This window comes from Saccharothrix algeriensis (assembly GCF_016907655.1).
GTDB lineage: Bacteria > Actinomycetota > Actinomycetes > Mycobacteriales > Pseudonocardiaceae > Actinosynnema > Actinosynnema algeriense.
This window is the reverse complement of sequence record NZ_JAFBCL010000001.1, coordinates 283,321-309,485: the sequence shown is the minus strand read 5'-3', so window position 1 is coordinate 309,485 and position 26,165 is coordinate 283,321. Positions and strand designations below refer to the sequence as shown.

The 26,165-nt window shown below is 76.6% G+C and carries 14 protein-coding genes; 2 read left to right on the top strand and 12 right to left on the bottom strand.

Annotation, left to right across the window (positions count from 1 at the left end):
• Positions 1–47 precede the first annotated feature (47 nt).
• On the bottom strand, positions 48–539 hold the full coding sequence (locus JOE68_RS01180; protein ID WP_204840487.1) for a DoxX family protein: 492 nt from the start codon (positions 537–539) through the stop codon (positions 48–50).
• A gap of 105 nt (positions 540–644) precedes the next feature.
• Between JOE68_RS01180 and JOE68_RS01175 the strand changes: the two genes are divergently transcribed.
• Positions 645–1,196, top strand: a complete 552-nt coding sequence (locus tag JOE68_RS01175; protein WP_204840486.1) for a TetR/AcrR family transcriptional regulator — start codon at positions 645–647, stop codon at positions 1,194–1,196.
• Between the two features lie 583 nt (positions 1,197–1,779).
• Here the strand turns inward: JOE68_RS01175 and JOE68_RS01170 are convergent.
• The 3 genes from JOE68_RS01170 to JOE68_RS01160 all read right to left on the bottom strand — a co-directional run bounded on the left by JOE68_RS01170 (position 1,780) and on the right by JOE68_RS01160 (position 4,065).
• Positions 1,780–2,391: a transposase gene (locus tag JOE68_RS01170; protein WP_307819415.1), complete on the bottom strand. Its 612-nt coding sequence runs from the start codon at positions 2,389–2,391 to the stop codon at positions 1,780–1,782.
• On the bottom strand, positions 2,370–2,861 hold the full coding sequence (locus JOE68_RS01165; RefSeq protein ID WP_204840485.1) for a winged helix-turn-helix domain-containing protein: 492 nt from the start codon (positions 2,859–2,861) through the stop codon (positions 2,370–2,372). The genes JOE68_RS01170 and JOE68_RS01165 overlap by 22 nt, the downstream gene beginning before the upstream one ends.
• Before the next feature lie 169 nt (positions 2,862–3,030).
• The gene (locus JOE68_RS01160; protein ID WP_204845858.1) at positions 3,031–4,065 is read right to left on the bottom strand and encodes an LLM class flavin-dependent oxidoreductase; all 1,035 of its coding nucleotides are present in this window, start codon (positions 4,063–4,065) and stop codon (positions 3,031–3,033) included.
• Positions 4,066–4,313: 248 nt separating this feature from the next.
• Here JOE68_RS01160 and JOE68_RS01155 point away from each other — a divergent pair, with 248 nt between their 5' ends.
• Positions 4,314–4,730, top strand: a complete 417-nt coding sequence (locus JOE68_RS01155; protein ID WP_204840484.1) for a DUF3995 domain-containing protein — start codon at positions 4,314–4,316, stop codon at positions 4,728–4,730.
• A 235-nt stretch (positions 4,731–4,965) separates the two neighbouring features.
• On the opposite strand, the gene JOE68_RS01150 is transcribed toward JOE68_RS01155, so the two are convergent.
• From JOE68_RS01150 to JOE68_RS01115, 8 genes are all read right to left on the bottom strand, one after another.
• Positions 4,966–5,964: a class I SAM-dependent methyltransferase gene (locus tag JOE68_RS01150; protein ID WP_204840483.1), complete on the bottom strand. Its 999-nt coding sequence runs from the start codon at positions 5,962–5,964 to the stop codon at positions 4,966–4,968.
• A 1-nt stretch (position 5,965) separates the two neighbouring features.
• Positions 5,966–10,351, bottom strand: coding sequence for a non-ribosomal peptide synthetase (locus JOE68_RS01145; protein WP_204840482.1), 4,386 nt, complete (start codon positions 10,349–10,351; stop codon positions 5,966–5,968).
• Entirely contained in the window at positions 10,348–11,637 is a 1,290-nt protein-coding gene (locus JOE68_RS01140; RefSeq protein WP_204840481.1) for an MFS transporter, read from the bottom strand. Before JOE68_RS01140 ends, JOE68_RS01145 begins: the two co-directional genes overlap by 4 nt.
• Positions 11,634–14,888, bottom strand: coding sequence for a non-ribosomal peptide synthetase (locus tag JOE68_RS01135; protein WP_204840480.1), 3,255 nt, complete (start codon positions 14,886–14,888; stop codon positions 11,634–11,636). The genes JOE68_RS01140 and JOE68_RS01135 overlap by 4 nt, the downstream gene beginning before the upstream one ends.
• 2 nt (positions 14,889–14,890) lie before the next feature.
• Positions 14,891–15,571 carry a DUF6875 domain-containing protein gene (locus tag JOE68_RS01130; protein WP_204840479.1) on the bottom strand — a complete coding sequence of 227 codons (681 nt, stop codon included), beginning with the start codon at positions 15,569–15,571 and terminating at the stop codon, positions 14,891–14,893.
• On the bottom strand, positions 15,571–16,923 hold the full coding sequence (locus JOE68_RS01125) for an FAD-dependent oxidoreductase (protein WP_204840478.1): 1,353 nt from the start codon (positions 16,921–16,923) through the stop codon (positions 15,571–15,573). Before JOE68_RS01125 ends, JOE68_RS01130 begins: the two co-directional genes overlap by 1 nt.
• Before the next feature lie 77 nt (positions 16,924–17,000).
• Positions 17,001–20,105 carry a non-ribosomal peptide synthetase gene (locus JOE68_RS01120; RefSeq protein WP_204840477.1) on the bottom strand — a complete coding sequence of 1,035 codons (3,105 nt, stop codon included), beginning with the start codon at positions 20,103–20,105 and terminating at the stop codon, positions 17,001–17,003.
• Complete coding sequence (locus tag JOE68_RS01115) at positions 20,102–26,056, bottom strand: non-ribosomal peptide synthetase (protein WP_204840476.1); 5,955 nt, start codon at positions 26,054–26,056, stop codon at positions 20,102–20,104. Before JOE68_RS01115 ends, JOE68_RS01120 begins: the two co-directional genes overlap by 4 nt.
• Positions 26,057–26,165 lie beyond the last annotated feature (109 nt).

Sequence of the window (26,165 nt, the reverse complement as noted above, 5' to 3'; positions counted from 1 at the left end):
GCCGAGCGCGTGCACGGCGTCGTGGTGGCGCGGCGATGCCGCAGTGGTCAGGCGCCCGCGCTCCGGGTGACGTCGAGCGGCCGGGCTTCCCGGCGCGCCCGCAGGTGGTGGACGAGCACGCCGGCGGTCGCCGCGAGGAACACGACCTGCATGATCGTGCGCGGCAGCAGCCGGTCGCCGAAGGAGGGTGAGAGCCCTTCCGCCGCGGCGTGCACGTTGGCCGGGAACATCGCGATCAGCAGCGCGCTCAGACCTGCCGCCGCCCAGGGCGACGTCCGGCGCCACAGCAGCCCCGCCGCGCCGAGCAGTTCGAGCACGCCGGTGACCGTGACGAGCAGTTCGGGCGCGGGCAGGGCCGGCGGCACCATCGCGACGAGTTGCTCGCGCATCCCCACGAAGTGCGCCACACCGGTCGCGGTGAACATGGCCGCGAGGCCCGCGCGCACGGCGAACGGCCACGGGGGGATCCGGCGCAGACCCAGGGCGCGGCCGAGGGCCAGGGTGAGCGTGACGACGACGAGGATGACCAGCGGAGCCATCGGTGGGCCTCTTCCCGTTCGGCGGAGCAGGGAACTTGTCAGTGACAAGATTTGCCTGCGGGCAGTGAACTTGTCAACGTCTAGATTGCGGCTAGGCTGGGGCCCGTGACCTCCGAGCGCCCCTACCACCACGGCGACCTGCGGCGGGCCGTGCTGGACGCCGCCGTCGCGGCCATCGCCGAACACGGCCCCGGCGGCGTCGGGATGCGCGACCTGGCCCGAAGGGTGGGGGTGTCGCACGCCGGTCCGGTGCACCACTTCCGGGACAAGCGGGGGGTGCTCACCGCGGTGGCGGCGGAGGGCTTCGAGCTGCTGGCCGATCACCTGGCCGAGGCGCAGGGCGGGGACTTCGTGGACGTCGGCGCGGCGTACGTGCAGTTCGCCGTCGAACGGCGCGCGCACTTCGAGGTCATGTTCCGCCCAGACCTATACCACGCCGACGACCCGGCGGTGGTCGCCGGGCAGGGCAGGGCCCGGGAGGTGCTGTACGGGGGAGTGGCGCGGCAGGTGGAGCCCGAGGTCGCGGCCGTTGCGGCTTGGTCGATCGTGCACGGTTTCGCGACTTTGTGGAACGCCGGGGCGCTCACCTCGGACCTCGGCGACGACCCGCGCGCGGCGGGCCGCGCGGTCGCGGGCCTCCTGTTCCGCGAGCGGTGAGAGCAGGCCGCGCCCCGCGCGGCGGCGCTGTTCAGCTCTCGCGGTAAGCCGCGCCCCGCGCGGCGGCGCTCAAGCTCTCGCCTCAAGCCGCGCCCCGCGCGGCGGCGCTTCAGCTCTGCCTCAGCCGCGCCCCGCGCGGCGGCGCTGTTCAGCGCAGCCGTGTGCCTCGTGTTCTCCCCGTACGGCCTGGGCGCAGCCCAATCATGTTTTCCGGGGGGCGTCAAGCACGCTCTTCGCTTGACGCCCCCCGGAAAACATGATTGCCTCCGGCAGGCCGTACGGGGAGAACACGACGCACTTCCCTTCTCCTTGGGGGCCTCTCGGCCACTCTTCATACTGAGATCGCGCACCGATCCAGGAAATATTTGGTGCGGTACGGATCTAAGCTAAAGACAAAAGAGTCCTCGCCGGACAGGCAGGCCGCCAAGGAGAAGGAAAAGAAACAGCGGTCGTGTTCCCCCCCGCATGACCTGTCAAAGACAACCATGCTTTCTTGGGGGGTGCAAGCGAAAAGCGTGCTTGCACCCCCCAAGAAAGCATGGTAGCCCTCCGGGCAGGCCATACTGATCTTCAATTGTTGGGGTCAGGTTGGTTCGGGGGTGAGGGTCAGGCCGGTGTGGGCGAGGAATCCGTCGAGCAGGTCGGGCCGGTTCCGGATGAGGCGGAGTCGGCGGCGCACGATCGGGACCAGGTCGTTCAGACCGACGGGGGCGAGGTTGGCCAGACCGCGTTTGAGGTGTGACCACACCCCTTCCACCGGGTTGAGTTCCGGGGCGTAGGCGGGTAGTCGGATCACGTGCAGCCAGTCCCGGGCGGCGAGGGCGGGCCGTATCCGGGCGCTGATGTGCCGGTCGAGGTTGTCCCAGATCAGCACGATCGGGCCGCCCAGGCGACGGTGGGCGTCGTCCAGCAGCGCGAGGTAGTGCCGCTCGAGGAAGCTGCGCGGGGCCGGCGGGCTGCGGCGGCGGTGGTGCACGAGCACCCGGTGCAGCAGCCGGGTGCGTTCGCCGGGTTTGACGCAGAGCAGGCCGGCCACCGAGATCCGACCCTGGGAACCGGCCCAGTAGGGCAGGACCGGGGTGTGGCCGCGCCTTGCCCAGGTGCGGGCCTTGTGCGGGCGGGTGTTGCAGCCGGTCTCGTCCTCGAAGCACAACCAGGCGCCCAGGTCCGCGGCTAGGGTTTTCCCCGCGCCCACGACTCCCGCCGCCAGGCGGTGACCGCGGCCTCGTCACGGCGGTCGGCCCGCCGGGCCGGCACCTGGGGGCTGTAACCGATGCGGTGCAGCACCAGCGACATCCCGGCCGGGGTGTAGCGCACCGCGAACAACCGCGCGACCAGCTCCGCGACCCTGGCCAGGGTCCAGCGTCGATCCTCGGTGTACCCGTGGGCGGCCGGCCCCTGCTCCAGGGCCTGGACCAGCCGGTCGAGCCGGGCCCGGTCCAGACGGCAGTCCGGCCCGCCCGGCCCCCTGGAGCGCAGGGCCTGCCGGCCCCCGGCACGCCACAAACGCCGCCAGGCATAGGCGGACTTGGTCGACACCCGCAGACCACGAGCGACCTCGCAGGCGCCCACACCACGCTCGAACCAGTCGGCGGCCTGCATCCGCACCGCCTCACGTCGGGCCCGTTCCCGTCCGGTCAGGCCACCACCATCGGGATAGCGCATACCCCACGGGTACCCCCGGGACAGCCCCACCCACCGACACAAGCCACCACAGACCCCAACAATTGAAGATCAGTACGGGGAGAACACGAGGCCACCGGACTGCACGGGGCGTGCCAAAAGCTGAAGATCAAAAGCTGAAGCGAAGACGTGGGCGTGCGGGGAGTGGGGGTCAGGTGGTGAGTTCCCTGTGCACCAAGGGCATGACTTCGGTGCCCAGTAGTTCGATCGCCTCCATCACCAGGCGGTGCGGTACGCCGGACCAGTCCATGTGCATCGCGTACCGCTTCGCACCGGTCAGTCGGCCGACGGTGACGAGGCGTTCGGCGACCTCTTCCGGATTGCCCGCGAAGATCGACGTTGCGCCTCGGGTCCATTCGTCGTACTCGGCGCGCGACGGCACGGGCCAGCCGCGTGCGCGGGAGCCGTACTTCATCGTTTCCAGCCAGTACGGGTAGTACGCGTCCTTGGCGGCTCGGGAATCGCGGGCGATGAGGCCGATCGCGCTCATCGTGACGTGCAGGTCCTCCGGGGCGTGCCCGCCTGCTTCACCCGCGCGCCGGTACAGGTCGACCAGTGGGGCGAAGCGCTCCGGCTGCCCGCCGATGACGGCGTACACGACCGGCAGGCCGAGCAGGCCCGCGCGCACCGAGGACTCGGGGTTGCCGCCGGTGCCGACGGAGATGCGCAGGTGCTCCCCGTACGGGCGCGGGAAGACGTGGGCGTTTTCCAGCGGCGGGCGGAACTTGCCCGACCAGGTGATCGGATTTCCCCGGTCCAGTTCCAGCAGCAGGGCCAGCTTCTCCTCGAAGAGCTCGTCGTAGTCCTCCAGCGCCGCGCCGAACAACGGGAACGACTCGGTGAACGAGCCGCGGCCGGCCAGCAGTTCGGCCCGGCCCCGGCTGAGCTGGTCGAGCGTGGTGAACTGCTGGTAGACGCGCACCGGGTCCTCGGTGCTGAGCACCGTGACGGCGCTGCCGAGGGTGATGCGCTCGGTGATGCTCGCGGCGGCGGCCAGCACCGTGCCGGGGTTGGACACGGCGTAGTCGGCGATGTGGTGCTCGCCCAGCCCGTAGAAGCCCAGGCCCAGCTCGTCGGCGAGCTTGATGCGCTCGAGCTGCTGGGCCAGCGCGTCGGCCACCGGCACCTGCTCGCCGGTCACCGGGTCGGGGTGGCGGTCGGCGAAGCTGAGGAGCCCGAGTTCCATGCTGTTCGTGGACACGTCGGCAAACCTAACCCGCGACCGCGTGTCGGCGCGGATCGCCGCCGGAGGCCGGGCGCCACTGGAGGCCGGGCGCCACTGGAGGCCGGGCGCCGCCGGGATCCGGGGCATCACCGGAAGGCGGGTCGTCGCCGGCAAGGCTGAGAAACGGGTTCAGGGCTCTCAGGTTCCGTACGCTACCGTACGGAAAAGTTCCGTACGGTAGCGTACGGACATGCGACCGGAGGTGGCCCGTGGTGGTCCTGGCCCTGATCACGGCGTTGGTGCTGGCGGCGGTCGGAGTGCTGCACGTGGTGTGGGTGTTCACGCCGTGGCCGCTGCGCTCGCCCGAGGAGTTCGCGCGCCGCGTGGTGGGGGTGACGCCGGACCGGCTGCCCCCGCCCGGGTTGACCGCGGCCGTGGCGGTGCTGCTCGGCCTCGCGGCCTACCTGGTCGCGGGTCGCGCGGGCCTGGTGGCGGTGCCCGGCCCGGGGTGGTGGACCGCCGTGGGCGCCGCCGGCGTCGCGGCGGTGCTCCTGCTGCGCGGTGTGCGCGGCCTGGTCGTGTCGACCGGCCGGGACACCGAGTTCGCCCGCCTCGACCGGCGGGTCTACTCGCCGCTGTGCCTCGCGCTCGCCTGCGGCGCCGGGCTGGTCGCGGCGCTGTCCTGAACCACCGCCGGAGGCGGGCCCCGCGCGGGAAGGAGCGCGGGGCCCGCGGCGGCCGGCGGCGGGAGCCGGGGGGACGACCCGCCGCCGGGTGGTCGGGCGGGGCTGCCGCGCGGGACCTGCGCGGCGGCGCCGGGTGGAGGCGGGCCTCCGCCTCAGCGGGGAACATATAGCCCCGCCCCACGGCGGAGATCGCCCACCGCCCACCGGCCGTTACGGCACCGCGGGCGGTCGCCGGCTACGGCTTGCGGGCCACGATCAGCGACTGGCCGGGCGAGGTGCGCAGCGGGTGCGTCGCCAGGTCGGTGAAGCCCGCCTCCGCCAGCCAGCCGCCGATCTCCGCGCCGGGGTAGACCTGCCCGCCCTGACCGTGGAACAGGTTGAGGCTGAACACCCGGGCGAACGCGTCCGAGGCCCGGTCCTCGCTGTGCTCGTCGTGCTCCAGCAGCACCACCGCGCCCCCGGACCGCACCGCGTCCGCGACCCGGCGCAGCAGCACCCGGTTCGCGTCGGCGGTCCGGCCGTGCACGACGTTGAACAGCAGGGCGGTGTCGTAGCCCGCGCCGAGGTCCAGCTCGTCGTAGTCGCCCGGCCGCAGCGTGACGCGGGCCGACAGCCCCGCGTCGGTGACCGCGCCCGAGCCGACGGCCAGGGCGTCGGGCAGGTCGACCACCGTCGCGCGCAGGCCGGGGTGCCGCGCGCACAGCCGGATCGCGTACTTGGCGTGCCCGCCGCCCAGGTCCAGCAGCCGGTCGCCCACCGGGACCAGCTCGGTGACCTCCGGCGCGATGGTGTCGGCGTGCCGGGACAGCATCCCCTGGAACCGGGCCAGGGTCCCGGGCCGCTCGGCCAGCCAGCCGTAGAAGTCCCGCGCCGGCTTGCCGGACCGGATGGAGTCCTCCAGCCCGTCCCACGACTCGAACAGCACCGCCGACCAGAACCGGTCGACCTCGCGGTAGCCGGGACCGGCCAGCCACTCCTGCGTGGCGGCGGCGTTGGCGTAGCCGTCCGCGCCGTGCTCCAGGTAGCCGAACGCGGCCAGCGCCTCGGCGAGCAGCCCGGTGCCGCGCGGGTCGGCGCCCAGCCGCGCCGCGAGGTCGGCCACCGGCAGCGGGCCGCGCGCCAGCGCGCCGAAGACGTCCAGGCGCAGCGCGGCGGCCAGGGCGCGGTAGCCGGCCGCGGCCAGCAGGTCGGGGAACGACGGGGGACCGTCGCCGGGTTCGAGGTGCAGCGGCATGTCAGGACCTTTCCGGCAGTGCTCCCGCCGAGGCGAGGTAGTCGATGTGGCGGGCGATCATGTCGGCGTCGGCGGGCGGGAAGGAGACGCCGCACCGGGCCGCCGCCGCCCAGGTGGCCGAGCAGTCGAACCGCGGGTGCGGGCGGTGGGTCGTGGTGAGGTCGTAGGCCAGCGGGCCGAACGCGGTGTCCGGGTTCTCCAGCATCACCGCCCGCCAGTCGGCGTACTCCAGCAGCCGCGTCGGGTAGCCCTTGGCGGTCAGCACCTCGCCCAGCTCGGCGTAGCCCAGCCCGTCGGCGCGGTAGTAGTGGAAGTCGCGGCCGACGCCGTCCGGGCGGGTGGAGATGCCCGCGATCGCGCCCGCGACCCGGTCCACCGGCACCATGTCGATCACGTCGGCGGTGCGCGGCACCGCCCGCGTGTGGGCGCAGGCCGCGATCAGCCTGCTCAGGTACGACTCGGCCTTGGCGGTGCCGGTCCGCACGTCGCCGACGATCGCCGCGATCCGGTGCACCGACACCGGCACGCCCCGCTCGCGCGCCCGCACGGCCATCGTGTCGGCCACCCACTTCGTGGTGAGGTACCCGGTGTCCAGCCCGGTGGGGTCCTCGGCCGGGTCGGTCTCGGTGACCAGCCGCCCGTCGTAGGCCGTGCCCAGGTAGACGCCGAGCGTGGAGGTCAGGTGCAGCGGCTTGGTCGCGTACCGGGTGGCCAGGCGCAGCACGTCGACGGTGCTGCCCACGTGCGGCGGCATCATCCACCGGTAGGTCAGGACGAAGTTCATCACCGCGCCGTTGTGGTAGATGGCGTCCACGCTCTCGGCGAGCCCGTCGAACTCGCGCTCGCCCAGGCCCAGCAGCGGTTTCGACAGGTCGCCCACCACCGGCACGACCCGCGCCAGCCGCTCCGGCGGCACGTCCAGGCCGGCGCGCCGCAGGTTGGCGCGCAGCCGGGCCGCCGCCACCTCCGGCGACTCGGCCCGCACCAGGCAGTGCACCTGCGCCCCGGTCCGGTCGAGCAGCTCCGCCAGCAGGTGCGCGCCGAGGAACCCGGTCGCGCCGGTGAGCAGGACCCGTTGCGGCGCGCCGGTCCGCGGCGGGTGCGCGACCGCGACGTCGTCCGGCGGCTCGGCGTCGAGCCGCATCCGCTCGGCGGTGGGCAGCCCGGTCCGGTAGCGCTGCGCGAAGGTGTGGTCCGAGCCGGCCGCGCGCTCCACGACCTCGGCCAGCTCGGCGAGGTCGGCGGTGGCGAACAGCGCGCGCAGCGGCACCGTCACCCCCAGCAGCGACCGCACCTTGGCCAGCACCGCCGCCGCGACCAGGGAGTGCCCGCCCAGCCCGAAGAACGAGTCGCGCCGCCCGACCAGCGGCGCGCCGAGCACCTCGGCCCAGATCCCGGCCAGGGCCCGCTCCACCGGCGTGCCCGGCGGCTCGTACGGCGCGCCGCCCGCCTCCGGGTCGGGCAGCCGGGCGGTGTCGACCTTGCCGTGCGCGGTCAGCGGCAGCTCCGCCAGCACCACCCGCGCGCCGGGCAGCATCGCCGCCGGCAGGCGCCCGGCGCAGAACGCCCGCAGCTCGTCCAGCGCCGGGGCCTGCCCGCGCGGCACGACGTAGGCGACCAGGGTGTCGGCCCGCACGGTGACGGCGGCCTCGGCGACCCCGGGGTGCTCCAGCAGCGCCGCGCGCACCTCGCCCGGCTCGATCCGGTGGCCGCGCAGCTTGACCTGGTCGTCCACCCGGCCCAGGAACTCCAGCGTCCCGTCCGGCAGCAGCCGCGCGAGGTCGCCGGTCCGGTACATCCGCCCGCCCGGCACCTCCGGGTCGGGCAGGTACGCCGACGCCGTGCGCGCCGGGTCGCCCCGGTAGCCCCGCGCCGGCGCGTCCCCGCCGACGTGCAGCTGCCCCGGCACGCCGACCGGCGCCGGCCGCAGGTCGGCGTCGAGCACGTAGGCCCGCACGCCGGGCAGCGGGCGGCCGATGGGCAGCGTCGCGCAGCGCGGGTCGACCTCGGTGGCGTCGACCGTGCGGTGCGCGGTGGCGCAGACCGTCGTCTCGGTCGGCCCGTAGTGGTTGACCAGCGGCACGCCGGTCGCCTCGGCCCACCGGGCGACGGCGCGCGGCGGCACGGCCTCGCCGCCGATCATCACCACCCGCAGCGGGCCGGCGGGCGCGGTGACGCCCTCCAGGTCGGCCACCCACCGCTTCCACAGCGCGGCCGGGGCGTCCACGGCGGTCAGGCCGTGCTCGGCGCACAGCCGCAGCAGCTCCGGCCCGCCGACGGCCGCCGGCTCCGGGTGCACGGCCACCGCCGCGCCCGAGCACCACGCCGGGAACACGTCGCCCACCGAGGCGTCGAAGCTCAGCGGCGGGACCATCAGGATCCGCTGACCGGGCCCGAACCCGTGCAGGTCGATGAACGCGTCGGTGAGGTTGGCCAGCGTGTCGTGCTGGACCTGCACCCCCTTGGGCACGCCGGTCGACCCGGAGGTGTAGACGACGTAGGCCAGGCCGCCGCGCGGGACCTCGCGCGCGGGCGGAGCGTCGGCCTCGCCGGCGAAGTCCTCGTCGGAGGTGGCCAGCAGCGCGCCCGCGAACCCGGCGAACCGGTCGCGGTCCCCGGGCGCGGTGACGACGACCGGCGCGCCGCAGTCGGCGAGCAGCGCGGCGAGCCGGGCCGGCGGGTGCGCCGGGTCCAGCGGCACGTAGGCCCCGCCCGCCTTGAGGATCGCCAGCAGCGCCACCGCCGCGTCGGGACCGGCCCGCAGCGCCAGCCCGACCGGCGTCTCGGGTCCGACGCCCCGTTCGGCCAGCGCCCGCGCGACCCGGTTGGCGCGCCGGTCCAGCCGCGCGAAGCTCAGCTCGGCGGTGGCCGCGCCGTCGGCGCCCAGGGCGAGCACGGCCGTCGCGGCGGGGTGGGCGGCGACCTGCTCGGCGATGCGGGTCAGGACGTCGGCGGGAGCGCGGCCCGCCCCGTCGCGGTTCAGCTCCGCCGCCGCGGCCCGGTCGGCGGCGGTCGCGGTGTCCAGTTCGGACAGCCTGGCCGCGGGGTTCGCCACCAGCGCCGCCAGCGCGGCCAGGAACTGCTCGGCCAGCCGCGCGACGGTGTCCGGCTCGAACAGGTCCGCGCTGTAGTCCAGGTTCACGGGCCAGTCGCCGGCGGTCTCCCGCACGTGCAGGGTCAGGTCGAACCGGCTGGTGCCCCGGTCGACCGGCAGGGTGGCGGCGGGCAGCCCGGCCCAGCGGTCCCCGTCGCCGCCCCGGTTGAGCACCAGCATCACCTGGAACAGCGGGTGGTGGGCGAGGTCGCGGCGCGGCGCGACCCGGGCGGCCACCTCGTCGAAGCTCACCTCGGCGTGGTCCAGCGCGGCCACGGCGGTGGCCTTGGCGCGGGCCAGCAGCTCGCCGACGGTCGGGTCGCCGGACAGGTCCACGCGCAGCGCCGTCGTGGTGACGAACATGCCGACCGAGCGCTCCAGCTCGGGCAGCGGCCGGTGCGTCGTGGGCGAGCCGATCACCAGGTCCTGCTCGCCCGACCGGCGGGCCAGCACGACCGCGAACGCGGCCAGCAGCACCGCGAAGGTCGTGCAGCCGTGGGCGCGGGCCAGGCCGGCGACCCCGCGGGCCGACTCCGCCGGCACGGTGAACCGGTGGCTGCCGCCCGCGACGGTCCGGTCCCGGGTCCGCGGCCGGTCGGCGGCCAGGTCCAGCACGGCGGGCGCGCCGGCCAGGCGGTCCGCCCAGTGGTCGAGCTGCCGCTGCCGCTCGCCGTCGGCCAGCCGGTCGGCCTGCCAGCGCGCGTAGTCGGGGAACTGCGCCCCGACCGGGGCCGGCGGGAGGCCCGCGTACACGTCGCCGACCTCGGCCGCGACCAGGCCCAGCGACAGGTCGTCGCACACGATGTGGTGGGCGGTCAGCACCACGGCGCCGTCGCCGGGCGCGACCCGCACCAGCCGGACCCGCAGCAGGGGGCCGGCCGCCAGGTCGAACGGGGTGTCCACCTCGGCCACGACCAGGTCGTGCAGGTCGCCGTCGCCCAGGTCCTCGACCCGCAGGTCGACGACCGGCTCGGCGGACACCTGCTGCCGCGGCACGCCGTCGACCTCGACGATCCGGGTCCGCAGCGCCTCGTGCCGCTCGACCACGGCGGTGACGGCGGCCCGCAGCCGGTCGGGGTCGACCTCGCCCGCGACGCGCAGCGCGGCGAACATGGCGTACGCGCCCGCGTCCAGGCCGAGCCGCCCGGTCAGCCACAGGCCGCGCTGGTTGCCGGTCAGCGGCACGGTCGCGCCCTCGGGCCGCCGGGGCACCCCGCGCTGCGCGCCGGCCAGGCCCCGCTGGGCGAGCAGGCGCTCCAGCAGCCGCTCGCGGTGGTCGGTCAGGTCGGTCACTGGAGGGTCCTTTCCGGTGTCTGGGCCACCGCGTCGGGCAGGTCGTCCACGGCCCGCAGCCGCGGGCGCGACCACGCGTAGGCGGTCAGCGCCAGCATCAGCACGCCGACCACCAGGAACACCAGGGCGATGCCGCGGCCCTCGCCGGTGCCGATGAGCGACCCGACCGAGGGCGCCAGGGCGCCGCCGGGCGCCATCAGCGGTTCGGCCAGGCCGTCGGACAGCGGGCCGATCAGCAGGTACGCCAGGGGCATCGCGGCGGTGCTCAGCATCCGCACGACGGCCAGCACCCGGCCCAGCACGGCCGGGTCCACCTTGGTCTGCAGCAGCGTCACGCAGCAGGTGTTCATCAGCGGCAGCGTGCACAGGAAGGCGGGCGCCGCCACCCCGATCAGCCACGGCGAGGGCGCGAGGCTGTGCAGCACCAGGAACACCCCGCCCAGCGCCAGGCCGAGGTAGACGCCCAGCACCCGCCGCTCCGGCCCGCCCCACGCGCCCATGACCAGCCCGCCGGCGAACAGCCCGCCGCCACCGGCCGCCATCAGCACGCCCAGGGTCGCCGGCCCGGAGAACGACAGGATCAGCGGCTGCACCAGCCCGCCCGCGACGGCGAACAGGAAGTTCCACGCGCCGAACACCGCGCACAGCGTGAACAGCCCCGGCGCGCCGCGCAGCCACCGCAGGCCCGCGCCGATGCCCTCCCGCCGGCCGCCGTCGCCACCGCCGCCCGAGGTCGCCGGCAGCCGGGCCGCCAGCAGCGCCGCGACCGCGAACGCCATCGACACCACGTCGATCACCAGCACCCCGCGCAGCCCGACCAGCCCCAGCAGCGCGCCCGCCACCAGCGGCGCGGCGATCTGCACGCCGTGGGTGAGCTGCATCAGGCCGTTGACGCGGCCGAGGTGCTCCGGCGGCACCAGCGCGGGCACCAGCGCCTGGTAGGCGATGAGGTGGAAGGTGTTCAGCGTCGCGGTCAGCGCCGAGGCCAGGTACACGTGCCACACCGCCAGCGAGCCGGTGGTCACCGCGACCAGCAGCAGCGCGGTGACCACCCCCGCGCCGAGGTCGGCCACGAGCATGACCCGGCGGCGGTCGCACCGGTCGGCGAGCGCGCCCGCGTACGGGGCGAGCAGGATGCCCGGCACCACCGCGCAGAACTGGATGAGCGCGAACTGCGTCACCGAGCCCGTGCCCAGGTACACCCAGACGCCGAGCACGAACGCGGTCAGCGCCGAGCCGATGACCGAGACCAGCTGCCCGGCCCACACCACGGCGAACCGCTTCACGGCGCCTCCCCGAGCATCGCCTCGATCTCCTCGGTGGACAGGCCGGCCAGCCGCACCCGCAGCTCGGCGACGGCGGCGATGCGGTCGGGCTCGTCCAGCGCCGCCAGCGCCGCGGCCATCCCGGCGACGGTGGGCGCGGCGAACATCCGGCCGATGGGCACGCTCACCGAGAACGCGCCGCGCACCCGCGCCAGCGCCTTGGCCGCCAGCAGGGAGTGCCCGCCCAGCGCGAAGAAGTCGTCGTGCACCCCCACCTCCGGCACGCCCAGCACCTCGCACCAGATGCCCGCCAGCACCTCCTCCACGGCGTCGCGCGGCGCGACCCGGTCGCCGGCGGGCGCCCACTCCGGTTCGGGCAGGGCGGCGCGGTCGGTCTTGCCGTTGGGGGTCAGCGGGAACGCGTCCAGCAGCACCGCCGCGGCGGGCACCATGTACTCGGGCAGCCGCTCGGCCAGCCGCGCGCGCAGCCGCGCCCACAGGTCCGCCGAGCGCCGCTCCGGCACCAGGTAGGCGACCAGGCGCTCGTCGCGCGGCACGACGACGGCCTCGCGCACCTCGCCCGTGGCCAGCAGCGCCGCCTCGACCTCGCCCGGTTCGATGCGGAAGCCGCGCAGCTTCACCTGGTGGTCCGCGCGGCCCAGGAAGTCCAGCGTGCCGTCCGGGCGGTGGCGGACCAGGTCGCCGGTCGCGTAGAGCCGCCCGCCCGGCGCGCGGGAGAACGGGTCGGGCACGAACCGGCTCGCGGTCAGCGCCGGGCGGCCGTGGTAGCCGCGCGCGACGCCCGCCCCGCCGATGTGCAGCTCGCCCACCACGCCGGGCGGCACCGGCTGCAGCGCCGCGTCGAGCACGTAGAGGCGGGTGTTGCCGATCGGCGGCCCGATCACGACCGGGGCGGGCGACGGCTCGACCAGGCCAGCCGCCGACCACACCGCGGTCTCGGTGGGCCCGTAGGCGTTCCACAGCAGCGAGTTCCCGTCCAGCAGGTCGTCGGCCAGGTCGCGGGGCAGCGCCTCGCCGCCGCACACGCGGGTCGTGACGCCCGGCGGGACGCCGCCGGCGGCGTGCAGCAGCCGCCACGTCGCCGGGGTCGCCTGCAGGGCGGTGACGCCGCGCTCGGCCAGCAGGGCGCGCAGCGCCGCGCCGTCGCCGGCGGTGTCGCCCGGCACGACCAGGACCTCCGCGCCGGCCACCAGCGGCAGCAGCAGTTCGAGCACCGAGATGTCGAACGACAGGGTCGTCACGGCCGCCAGCCGGTCGCCGGCGGTGAGCGACAGCAGCGGCGCGAACGAGGCCAGCAGGTTCACCACCGCCCGGTGCGGCACGGCCACGCCCTTGGGCGTGCCGGTCGAGCCGGAGGTGTAGATCACGTAGGCCAGGTCCTCGCCGATCACCGGGCGCGGCCCCGGTGGCTGCTCGGCCGGGGCCGGCTGGTCGGTCGGGGACAGCACGTCGGGCAGGGACAGCACGGCGCCCGCGAACGCCGGGTGCTCCAGCGCCGGGTCGGTCAGCAGGGTGGTCGCGCCGGAGTCGGCGAGCATCGCCGCCAGCCGCTCGGCCGGCCAGCCGGGGTCCAGCGGCACGTAGGCCGCCCCCGCCCGCCACACGCCCAGCACGGCCGCCACCAGGTCCGGTGTGCGCGGCAGGTGCAGCGCGACCGGCCCGGTCGCGCCGTGCGCCCGCAGCGCCGCCGCCACGCGGTCGGACCGCTCGGCCAGCTCCCGGTAGGTCAGCGCCGCGCCGCCCGGCCCGGACACCGCGACCGCGTCGGGCTCGCCCGCGACCAGGTCCAGCGCGGTGGTGGCGGCGGGCAGCGGCAGGTCGGTGTCGTTGAAGCCCTCCAGGACCTCCCAGCGGCGCACGCCGGTCAGCGCGTCCAGCTCCGAGACGCGCCGCCCCGGGTCCCGGGCCGCCGCCGCGAGCAGCGCGACGAGCCGGTCGGTGAACTCGGCGACGGTGGCCTCGTCGAACAGGTCGGTGCTGTACTCGACGCCCAGCGCCAGCGCGCCGCCCCGGTGCTCCGCGGCCAGCGTGATGTCCACCTTGGACACGCCGGGGTCGGGGGTGATCGCGGTCGCGCGGACGCCGGGCAGCCCGACGTCCAGCGGCGGGGTGTTCTGGAGGATCAGCTGCGCCTGGAACAGCGGCGCGTGGCCCAGGCTCCGCTGCGGGCTCAGGTGCTCCACCAGCCGCTCGAACGGCAGGTCGGCGTGCGCCAGGCCCTCGACGGTGGTGGCGCGGACGCGGTCGAGCAGCTCGGCGAAGGTCGGGTCGCCGGCCACCGACGTGCGCAGCGCCAGCGTGTTGACGAAGAAGCCGATCAGCCCCTCCAGGTCGGGGTGCGACCGGCCGGCGACCGGCGTGCCCACCACGACGTCGTCCTGCCCGGCGAGCCGGCCCAGGCGCGCGGTGAAACCGGCCATCAGCACCATGAACAGCGTCGCGCCGTGCGCGCGGGCCAGCCGCTCCAGGGCGGCCACGTCGGCGGCGGGCACCTCGCGGTGGTGCAGCGCGCCCCGGTGGGTGGCCACGGCCGGGCGCGGGCGGTCGGTGGGCAGCGTCAGCAGCTCGGGCGCGCCCGCCAGGTGGCGCGCCCAGTGGTCCAGGTGGGCGGCGGCCACCTCGTCGCCCATCCGGTCGCGCTGCCACACCGCGAAGTCCGGGTACTGCAGGCGGGGTTCCGGCCGGTCGGGCACGCGGCCGGCCAGCGCCGCCGCGTAGTTCTCGCCCAGCTCGGCCAGCAGCACCGACAGCGACCACGCGTCGGCCACGATGTGGTGCAGGCACAGCACCAGCACGTGGTCGTCGTCGGCGAAGCGGCCCAGGTCGGCGGTGAACAGCGGGCCCCGCTGCAGGTCGAAGCCGACCGCGCCGCGCCGGTCGGCGAACGCGCGCGCCGCCGCGTCCCGGTCGCCGTCGGGCAGCTCGTGCCGGGTCAGCCCCACCGCGCCGGTCGGCGCGACCAGCTGCACCGGCTCGCCGCCCGAGTCGGGGAACGTCGTGCGCAGCGCCGCGTGCCGGGCGACCACGCCGTCCAGCGCGCCGCGCAGGGCGGCCACGTCCAGCGGGCCGCGCAGGCGCAGCGCGAGCGGGATGGTGTAGGCCGCGCCGCCGGGCGAGAGCCGGTCCAGGAACCACAGCCGCTGCTGGCCGAACGACAGCGGGTAGGCGGCGGGTTTCGCGGCGCGCTCGCGCAGCCTGCGCGCCAGCAGCTCCCGCTTGCGCGCGGCGGACACCGCGTCGGGGTGGGTCATGGTCAGCTCCCGGACGTGGCGAGTCGGTCGGCGGCGGCCCGCACGTCGCCCCGCAGGTGGGTGGGCACGCGGTCGCCGAAGTGCCGCAGGTACGCGGCGAGGGTGGCGTCGTCGTCGCGCAGGAACGGGAAGTCGGTGGGCACCATGTGCCGGATGGCGAGCATCGGCACCGGGCTGCGCAGCGGCCGGAACCCGGGGTTCCACAGGCCCGCCTTGTCCGGCGGGCCGGGGTGGAACTCGCCGACCATCAGGCCGTCGCGGGCGTAGTCGGCCTTGAGCAGCTCCTGCGCGCGGTCCACCACCGCCCACTGCGCGCGCGCGGTGAGGTCGGGGAACAGCACCAGGATCGTCTTGAACTGGGCGGACGTGCCGGTGCGCGGTTCCAGCTCGGCGAACCAGTCCCGGTAGGGCAGCAGCAGCCGCGCCAGCTCGGCGGGGTCGTCGTGCCCGCCCGCGTGCACGGACAGCAGGAACAGCCCCTTCTTCAGCGAGCTGTCGGTGAACGGGCACACGTCGCCGCGCCTGCCCAGCTCGGGGTGCGGCGCGCACAGGTAGTCGGCCGCCCAGGCGAACACGGTGCGCAGCGCCTGCTCGTGCGCCGCGACCGCGTCCGGGAGCCGCTCGGCGGCGAAGTCGGCCGGCTCGACGAGGGGGTGGGCGGGCCGGGTCGGGTGGATCAGCATCAGCTCACCTGCCTTCTGCCACGTGTGCGGCGGGACCGGTGTGCCAGTCCGGCCAGCGCCGCGCCGGTCAGCGCGGCGGTCACGCCGCCCAGCAGGCGGTCCTGGCGCCGCGCGCGGGCCAGGGCTTCGCCGTAGGGCACTGTCGTGTGCGCGATGAGGGTGTAGAGCGGCACCCAGGAGCGCGGGAACATGCGGTGCAGCACCAGGTCCGCCTTCTTGCGGGCCAGGAACAGCGGCGAGCGCAGCCGGTCCCGCAGCTCGACGAAGTTGCGCTTGGACAGCTCGGCCAGCACGTCGGTGTGCGGCCGGCGGGCGGCCTCGAACGCGGCCAGCGCGCCGGGCAGGTCGTGCGGGTGGGCGGCCAGGCAGCGGTCGAGCACCGAGCAGTCCTCGAACGCGGCGTTCATGCCCTGCCCGAAGAACGGGTACACCGCGTGCGCGGCGTCGCCCAGCAGCACCACGCCGCGCCCGTGCGGCGCGGTCGCGTGCCACGGCTCGGTGCGGATGGTGACCAGGCTCGCCGGCGGGTGCGCCAGGAACTGCTCCACCAGGTCGGGCACGAGGGTCAGCGCGTCGGGGAAGCGGCGGGCGAAGAACTCCCGCACCCGCGCGCCGGTGCCCAGGCCCGCGAACCCCTCGCGGCCCTCGAACGGCAGGAACACCGTGGCGGTCAGCGAGCCGTCCACGTTGGGGTGCGCCACGATCAGCCCGTCGTCGCCCGGCCACACGTGCAGGGCGCGCAGCTCGGTGCGCGGTCGCCCGTCGTCGCCGACCGGGATCAGCAGCTCCTTGTAGCCCCACTCCAGGTGCTCCTGGTGCAGCGTGGTCCGCGCGCCGCGCGCCAGCCCGGCGCGCACCGCCGAGAACGCGCCGTCCGCGCCGACGACGAGGCGGGCGGTGTGCTCGACCGTCCCCTGTGGACCGTCGGTGGTGACCGACGGGCGCTGCCGGTCCACGGCGGTGACCCGGTGGCCCCAGCGGAACTCGACGCCGCGCCGCTCGGCCTCGTCGACCAGCGCCACGTTCAGGTCGTGCCGCAGCACCGAGTGCAGGATCTGGTCCTCCCCGGTGCCGTAGGGCTGGAAGCGCAGCGCGCCGTCGGGCGAGTGCACGACCCGGCCGCGCATCGGCACGGTGGCCGGCGCGAGCGCGTCGAGCAGCCCGACCTCGCGCAGCGCCACGATCCCGCGCTGGGACAGGCCGAGGTTGATCGACCGGCCCTCCTCGCGGGCGCCCGGCGTGCGGGGGTCGGCCCGCCGCTCGAGCACGCGCACGCGCCAACCGCGCCGCGCCAGGTACACGGCGGTCAGCGAGCCCGCGAGGCCCGCTCCCACCACCACCGCGTCGGTCATGCCCGGCCCCCGGTCGGCGGGCCGGTCCTGTCGTGTCCCATGCTTTCCCCAGGTTCGCAGTGCGCTCGTCCGCTCGGTCACCGGTCGTCGTCGGCCAGCGTGCCCAGCAGGCGGTCGATCTCGGCGTCGGACAGGTCGTCGAGCTGGTCCAGCAGCGGCACGGGGCCGCGCGCGCCCCCGTCCGCGGTCGTCAGCGCCGCGCACAGGGCCGCGATCGTGGGCGCGGCGAACAGCGTCGCCAGCGCCAGGTCCGCGCCCATCGCCGCGCGCACGCGGGCGAGCATCTGGGTGGCGGTCAGCGAGTGGCCGCCCAGGGCGAAGAAGTTGTCGTGCACGCCGAGCGGCCGGTCGGCCGGGATGCTCAGCACGTCCCGCCAGATCGACGCCATCCGGGTCTCCGCGTCGTCGCGCGGCGGCACGTGCGCGGCGTCGCCGGCGGTCCACTCGGGCTCGGGCAGCGCGTCCCGGTCGGTCTTGCCCGAACCGGTGCGCGGCAGCGCGTCCAGCGCCACGATCGCGGCCGGCACCATGTACTCGGGCAGCTTCGCGGCCAGGTGCGGGCGCAGCGCCTCGGTGTCGCCGCGGCGCAGCACGACGTGCGCCACCAGCCGCACGTCGACCTCGTTCGCCGACCAGGTGGTGACCACGGCGTCGGCGACGTCGGGGTGGGCGCGCAGCACGGCCTCGACCTCGCCGGGCTCGATGCGGAACCCCCGGACCTTGACCTGCCGGTCGGCGCGGCCGAGGAACTCCAGCCGCCCGTCGGCGCGCAGGCGGACCAGGTCGCCGGTCGCGTAGAGCCTGCCCCCGCCGAACGGGTCGGGCAGGAACCGGTCGGCGGTCAGCGCCGGCAGGCCGTGGTAGCCGCGCGCCACGCCCGCGCCGCCGACGTGCAGCTCGCCGATCAGGCCGGGCAGGACGGGGCGCAGCAGCGGGTCCAGCACGTGCAGCGTCGTCCCCGGCACGGCCGGGCCCAGCCGGATCGGCTCGGGGCCGCGCGGCACGACGCCGACCGCGGAGTACACCGTGGTCTCGGTCGGCCCGTAGCCGTCGACGAGCGTCGCGCCGTCGGACTGGAGCTGGTCGGCCAGGTCGCGGGTCAGCGCCTCGCCGCCGGTGACCCGCAGCCGGACGTGCGCCGGCACGCCGCCCGCCGCCACGATCATCCGCCAGCTCGCCGGGCCGCCCTGCACGACCGTCGCGCCGGCCTCCGCGATGTGCCGGCGCAGCAGCGCGCCGTCCGCCACGTCGTCGGCGGGGACCGTCACCACCCGCGTGCCGCGCAGCAGGGGCACCAGCAGCTCCACCGTGGAGACGTCGAACGCGGGGGTGGTGAAGGAGACCAGGACGTCGTCCGGCGACAGGTCCAGCAGGTCGTCCATCGCCGCGATCAGCGCCGCCAGGCCGCCCTGCGTGACGTGCACGCCCTTGGGGCGGCCCGTGGAGCCGGAGGTGTGGATGACGTAGGCCAGGCTCCCCGGGATCGGCGCGACGACGTCGGGCGGGGTGTCCGGGCCGGTCGCGGTGTCGAGGTCCACGTCGGCCCACGGACCGCCGAGGCGGGTGCGGGCGCGCGAGGCCGCGTCGGTGACCAGGACCGGGACGCCGGAGTCGGTCGCCATCGCGGTGAGGCGGTCGACCGGCCACGACGGGTCCAGCGGCAGGTAGCCCGCGCCCGCCCGCCACGCGGCCAGGACGCCGACGACGGTGGGCGTGCCGCGCTCCAGGCACAGCGCCACCGGCCGGTCGGGCCGCGCGCCGGCCGCGACCAGCGCGTGGGCCAGGCGGTTGGCCGCGCGGTCGATCTCGCCGCACGTCAGCGTCCCCACCAGGGCGTCGGGGTGCGCGGCCAGCGCCGCGGAGACCAGGTCGAGCGCGGTGCCGCCGCGGTGCGGCCCGGCGACGGGCGCGGGCGCCGCCGAGGTGAGCGGCAGCTCGGCGACCTCCACCGCCGGGTCGGCGTGCGCGGCGGCGGTGGCGAACGCGGTGTGCAGCGCCGCGATCGTCGCCTCCTCGAACAGCTCCGCGTCGTACTGCCAGCGCGCGAACCACCGGTCGCCGTCGTGCTCCACGGTCAGCGACAGGTCGAACTTCGCGCCGCCGTTGGCGACCGGCTCCGGCCGCATCGTCACCGCGCCCGCCCGGCGCGCCCGAGGCAGCGGCTCGACCGCGAACATCACCTGCACCAGGGGCGCGTGCGCCAGCGTCCGCTGCGGCGCCACCAGGTCCACCAGCTGCTCGAACGGCAGGTCCTGGTGCGCCAGCGCGGCGACCGTGGCGGCCTCGGCCGCGCGGACCACCTCGCCCAGGGTGGTGCCGGCGGCGAACCGGGCCCGCAGCGGCAGGGTGTTGGCCACGAACCCGACCAGGCCCTCGGTCTCGGGCCGGGTGCGGGCGGCGACCGGCGTGGCGACCAGGAAGTCCGCCTGCCCGGTCACCCGGTGCAGCACGCACTGGAACAGCGCCAGCAGGGCCGGGAACGACCCGTCGCCGACCCGCAGCTCCCGGCGCAGCTCCGCGCCGCGCCCGGTCGGCCTGGCGGGGCGGGGCCGGTCGCCGGGCAGCGGCAGCACGGTCGGCGCGCCGCGCAGCGCCTCCCGCCAGTGCGCGGCGTCGGCGGCGAACGCGTCGCCCTCGACCTGCTCGCGCTGCCACACCGCGTAGTCCGGGTACTGCACCGGCAGCTCGGGCAGGTCGGCCGGGTCGCCCGCGTAGCAGTGCGCCAGCTCGTCGAACAGCACCGAGCACGACCACCCGTCGGCGATGCTGTGGTGCAGCACCAGGACCAGCACGTGCCGGTCGGGCAGCCGCAGCAGGGCGGCCCGCAGCAGCGGACCGGCGTGCAGGTCGAACGGCCGCCGCACCAGCTCGCGCACGGCGTCGTCGAGCCCGTCCGCCGCCACGTCCAGCACCGGCAGCTCCACCGGCTGCGCGGAGGACACGACCTGCACCGGCACGCCGTCCTCGGCCTCGAACCGGGTCCGCAGCGCCTCGTGCCGCGCCACGACCGCGTCCAGCGCGGCGCGCAGCGCGCCCGGGTCCAGGGGGCCGTCCAGCGCCACCCGCCAGCCGATGTTGTAGACCGGGCCGGGGACGAGCTGGTCCAGCAGCCACAGCCGGCGCTGGCCGGACGAGGCGGGGAACCGGAACACCTCACGCCCGTCGGGGATCACCGTGCTCACCGCGCTCCTCCTCTGTGCCAACCCCGCTGGTCCACCGCGACCAGCCGGAACTCCGCGGTGTGCCGGCCGCCCCGGGCGTCGGTGAGCCACAGCCGGTCCGGGCCGGGCAGCATCTCCCCGACGCCCATCGGCGCGCCCGGCCGCTCCCGCTCCAGTGCGCGCACCGCGTGCGCGAACAGCTCGACCGACGGACCGCTTTCCAAGTCCACGTAGAACGGCTTGTGCTCGATCGGGCTCTTGGCGAACACGAACCGCGGCACGCCGTGCTCCCGCCGCCACTCCTGCGCGCCGAGGAACCGGCCCGGCTCGTCGGCGGCGAACGCGAACCGGGACCGCGCCGCGGGCAGCAGCCAGCTCTCCCGCGCCACCACCAGCCGGTCCAGGCTCACCCTGGGCGTGTGCGCGCCCGCGGGCAGCAGCCGGAACCGCTGCACCAGCTGCGCCATGAGCTGCTCGCTGAGCAGCTCTACCAGCTCCAGGTCGACCCGGCCGTCCCGGCTGCGCGCGCGCAGCCGCCCGCCGGCGTCCACCACCTCGCAGTCGCCGACCGGGACCGCGCCGCGCAGGTCCGGCCCGCACGAGTCGTGGCCGAACACGATCCGCAGGTCCTGCGGCGACACCAGGGCGTCCGCGAGGCGCTGCGGCGTGCCGCCCTGCTCGCGGGTGGTGCCGAGCACGACGCGGGGTCCGCCCAGGTCGTGCGCCATCGCCTCGCGCAGCTGCGCCGGGTCGGGGTGCTGCGACACGAACAGCGCCGCCCGCGTGGTGTTCACGCCGGGGTGCACCTCGCCCAGCACCCACTGGTAGTCGCCCGAGCGCACGGCGTCCGCGTCGCGCGCGGCCAGCAGCACGTCCGGGCTGTGCTGCACGGCGGCGCGCCAGCCGGGGCGCGGCGCGGCGAACAGCCGCAGCGCGGCCTCCCGCACGTCCGCGACCGGGCGCCGCACGTGCCGGGCGCCCGGGTCGTGTGCGCCCATCGCCTGCGCCCAGCGGTCCTGCAGCGCGGCGACCAGCCGGCCGACCAGCCGGTCGTCCAGCCGGAAGATCGCGTCGTTGGCCCACAGCCAGAAGTCGGCCAGCCGCACCGACCCCCGCCCGCCCGCGTGCTCGCGGTGGACCTCGCGGAAGGCCCGCGCGTACAGCGCCGAGCCCGCGCAGGTGAACCAGCGCGCGGCCTCCAGGACCGGCTCCAGCGCCGGCCACAGGGTGTCCAGCAGGGCGGGGGAGAGGTCGACCTCCAGGTCGCGGTGGCACTCCTCGTGCACCAGCGTCCGGCCCGCGTAGTACAGGCCGGGCCGGCGCACCGCCTCCGCGCCGGTGAGGGCGGTGAACCGCGCCTGCAGGTCGCCGATCGCCCCGACCAGCCGGTCGGGGTCGCCGACGGCGGCGGCCACCGCGTCCCGCCCGGCCTCCACCTCCGCCAGGGCGCCCGCCACCCGGTCGCGGACGGCGGGGTCGCCGATGCCGTCGACCTGCGCGCGCAGCGCCCGTTCCGGCACCAGCGCCGAGGGCGGCACCTCCAGGGTCCACGCGATGCGCCGGGCCTGCCGCAGCCGTTCCAGCGCGGCGAACACGACCGCGCGGTCTTCGCCCACGTGCTCGGCGACGTCCCACGCGCGCCGTTGCCCGTCGCAGGCGGCCAGCACGGCGGCCTCCAGCGGCGGCAGCCGGACCGGGTCGGTCAGCGGCACGTGCAGCAGCCCGTCCGCCACCGCCACGAACGGCATCCGCCGGGGCACCGCCCAGGGCCGGACGTCGTCGGTGGTCAGCGCCTCGGCCAGCTGCTGGACCGCCCAGTTCTCCAGGTAGGCGGTGCGCCGGTCGACCAGGCCCGGACCGGGCCGGGCGGTCAGCGGCGCCGGGGCGTCGTCGACCACCCGCGCCCAGCCGACCGGGCCGAAGAACCCGATCGTGTCGTTCTTCGCGCAGTACCGCTGGAGGTAGCTGACGACGGTGTGCTCCCACCGCCGGTAGTCGACGTTGCGGCCGGCGTCGCGCGGCCCGCTCAGCGCCCGGTGCAGGGCGTCCACGGAGGTCTGCAGGGCGCGCGGGTTCTGCCACGCGACGGCCTCCCGGAACCGCGGGTCGCCGCTCACCCGGCGCAGCACGTCGGCGGTGGCGCGGCGGCCCCGCTCGAAGCTCTCGGCGTAGGCGGCGAGCGCGGCCTCGCGCCGCCGGGCCGCGGCCGCGGCGGCGGCCAGGGCCGTGCCGACCTCCGTGCCGGGATCCGCGGTCACCACGGCGCCGACCTCCGCGCCGGCTCCCGCGCCGGCCCCCGCATCGACCTCCGCGCCGATCGCCGGGCTGATCCCCGGGCTGATCCCCGCACCGATCGCCGTGCCGATCTCCGGGCCGACGCCGGCGACGCCGTCCAGCGCGGCCAGGGCCTCGGCGAACCGCCCCTTGCGCACCAGCCGGCCGATCCGGCGCAGCGCCGACCGGGCGTCGCCCCCGGCCGCGTCCTCCGCGGCGCGCAGCGCCCGGAACGCCGCCCAGCGCGCCCCGCCCAGCGCGTCGTCGGCCGCCAGCACGTCCTCCGCGGCCCGCGCGGCGTCGGGGCTCGCCACGGCCAGCAGCGGTTCGACGCCGAACCCGGTGCCGCGCAGCGCGACCCACCGCCACGCGGCCCAGTTCCCGGCGCCCCCGGGCAGCACGAGGTGGTCGGCGACGGCACGGCGGTCGGCGTCGGCCCGGGAGGCCGTCGTCGGGGCCGCGGCGGCCGCCGGCGACGGCGCGGTCGGGACGGCCGCGGGTGGCGCGGCGGCCGGTTCCGGGTCGCGCCGGGCCGGCACGCGGTAGGCCGACCGGTCGCGGCGCGGGATGCCGGCGGCGACGCCGGTCCGGCACGCGGAGTCGACCACCGCCGCGCACGCCGCCAGCGTCCGCGCCTGGTGCAGCCGCGCCACCGGCACGTCCACGCCGAACTCCTCGCGCACCCGGAACGCCAGCCGCACCGCGAGCAGCGAGTTGCCGCCCACCGCGAAGAAGTCGTCGTCCGCGGCCACGTCCTCGACGCCCAGCAGCGCCTGCCACAGCCGTGCGAGCCGGCGCGGCGTGCCCTCCGCCGGCGGCGCGCCCCGCCGGCGCTCGCCGCGCACCTCCCGCAGCGCCGCCCGGTCGACCTTGCCGCTGCGGTTGAGCGGCAGCGCCGGCAGCGGCACGTACCGCGCCGGGCACAGGTACGGGGGCAGCCGGTCCTCGACGTGGCGGCGCACCGCGGCCGCGTCGGCGTCGCCGACCACGTAGGCGACCAGGTGCCGGGCGTCGACGTCGCCGACGGCCAGCACGGCCGCCTCGGTGACGCCCGCGCACCCGCGCAGCACGGCCTCCACCTCGGCGGGCTCCACCAGGAACCCGCGCACCTTGACCTGCTGGTCCGCGCGCCCCAGGAACTCCAGCACGCCGTCGGGCCGCCACCGCGCCAGGTCGCCGGTGCGGTAGAGCCGCCCGCCGGGCTCGTCGCCGAACGGGTCGGGCACGAACTTCGCCGCGGTCTGCGCCGGGTCGCCCCAGTAGCCGCGGGCCAGGCCCGCGCCGCCGGTGCACAGCTCGCCGGGCACGCCGACCGGCACCGGTCGCAGCAGCTCGTCCAGCACGTACACCGTGCTGCGCTGCACCGGGCGGCCGATGGGCACGGTCGCGCCCACCTCGTCCGGGTCGGTCAGCACGTGGCACGTGGTGAACGTGGTGTTCTCCGTCGGCCCGTACCCGTTGACCACCGGCTTGCCGCCACGAGCGGCCAGCGCCGCGCGCACGGCGTCGGGCGCGAGCACGTCGCCGCCCGCGAGCAGGTGCTCCACCGGCGCCAGCACCTCCGGCGCGTGCGCCACCAGCTGGTGGAACAACCCGGCGGTCAGCCACAGCACGTCCACCCGGTGCGCGCGCACCAGCCCGGCCAGCGCGACGGGGTCCGGCGGGCCCTCCGGCGCGGCCACCACCCGGCCGCCGGTCAGCAGCGCGCCCCACACCTCCAGCGTCGTCAGGTCGAAGGCGGTCGCCGACAGGTGCAGGAACGTCCGCCCCGGCCCGAACCGCGCGAACGTCGGCCGCGTCACCAGCCGCACCACGCCCCGGTGCGGCACGGCCACGCCCTTGGGCCGCCCGGTCGAACCGGACGTGTAGTTGAGGTAGGCCACGCCCAGCGGGTGCGCGGCGGGCAGCGGCGCGGTGGGCGCCGGCGCGCCTGGGCCGTCCACTTCGGACACCAGCACCGCGCGCACGCCGTCGGGCAGCGGGCGCGGGCGGTCGGTGACCACCAGCGCGGTCCCGGACTCGCGCAGCGCCACCGCGTCCCGGGCGGCCGGGTTCGCCGGGTCCAGCGGCAGGTAGGCGGCGCCGGCCTTGAGCACGGCCAGCATCGCGGTCACCAGGTCCGCCCCGCGCGGCAGCGCCAGCCCGACCGGGTGGTCGGGCCGCGCGCCGCGCGCCAGCAGCACGTGCGCCAGCCGGTCGGACCGCGCGTCCAGCTCGGCGTAGCTCAGCCAGGCCCCGTCCGCGCGGTGCACCGCGTCGGCGTCCGGGCGCAGCCGCACCTGCTCGGCGAACAGCCCGGTGACGGTCGCCTCGACCGGGCCCTCCGGCGGACCCGTGCGGCTCCAGTCGGCGAGGATCCGCGTCCGCCGCGCGCCGCGCGCCTCGGTCAGCTCGCGCACCGGGCGGTCCGGGTGCTCGGCCATCCCGGTCAGCAGGTCGCGGAACTGCTCGAGCAGCGCCCGCGGCGCCCAGTCGGGGAACCTGGTGGTGTCGTGGATGAGCTGCAGGCTCAGGCGCGGCTCGGCGAACGCGTAGAGCGTCATCGGGTAGCCCGGGCTGCGCAGGATGCGGACGTGGCGGCCGGCCGGCGCGCCGGGGCGCGCGGCCAGCACGGTGTTGATCTCGCGGTGCTCGAACAGCACCAGGCTGCGCATCAGCGCGTCCCGCCCGGCGGCGCGCTGGATGTCGGGCAGCGGGCTGAGCTGGTGGTCGCGGGCGGCCACGGAGCGCTCCCGGACGGCGCGCAACCACCGGACCACCGGCTCGTCCCGGCGCACCGGCAGCCGCAGCGGGACGGTGGCCAGCAGCAGCCCCACCATGTCCTGCGCGCCCGCCGCGGAACCGTGCCGGGTCGCGCGGGTCACGCCGAACACGGCCTCGTCGGCGCCGGAGTGCGCGGCCAGCAGCAGGCCCCAGGCCGCCAGCACCGCGGTGTTGGCGGTGACGCCCGCCGCGGCGGCCAGCGCCCGCACGGCGGCGGTCTCGGCGTCGGACAGGGCGAGTTCGGCCGTGCCCATGACCGGTGTGCCCGAACCGCCGTGCTCCAGGGGCAGCGGTCCCGGCTCGGGCAGGTCCGCCAGCTCGGCGGCCCAGAACCGCTCGTCGGCCTGTGCCAGGGGGTTGTCCGGCGCGGTGCGCTCGGCGTGCCAGCGGGCGTAGCCGGCGAACTCGGGCCGCGGCGCGAACTCGGCCCGGCCGCGCGCGGCGTAGTCGTCGTCCACCTCCGCCAGCAGGATCGCCAGCGACCGGCCGTCCAGGATGGCGTGGTGGAACGTCGCCACCACCACGTTGCCCGGCAGCGCCCGCACCCGCAGCGGCGGCCCGGCGACCGGGTCCACGCCCGCTCTCCGGTCGGCGGCCAGGAACGCCGCCAGGTCGGCCTCCCCGGCGCCGATCCCGCCCGGTCCGGTGCTCCCGGCGAGGGCGTCGTCGGCGACCACCGGCACGTCGGACGCCGGTCCGGGCGCCTGCTCGGCGCTCCCGTCGGGTCGCCAGCGGAACCGCGTGCGCAGGACCGGGTGCCGCTCGACCGCCGCTCGCCACGCCGCGAGGTAGACCTCGACGTCGAACGGGTCGGCGAACCGCTGCACGCACTGGATCACGTCCGTGCCCGCCTCGGGGTCGCGCAGCCCGGCGGCGATCATCCCGCGCTGCAAGGGCAGCGCGGGCGTGGTCCGGACAGCCGGATCCGTGTACACCAAAGCCTCCCCCACAAAAAAGTGTGCCGGCTGCGCGCGTCTGCTCGACGGTTATTTCCGGGCAGCCTGCGGACACCCGGAATACGGGTGCGCGAAAATGCGGTGATTT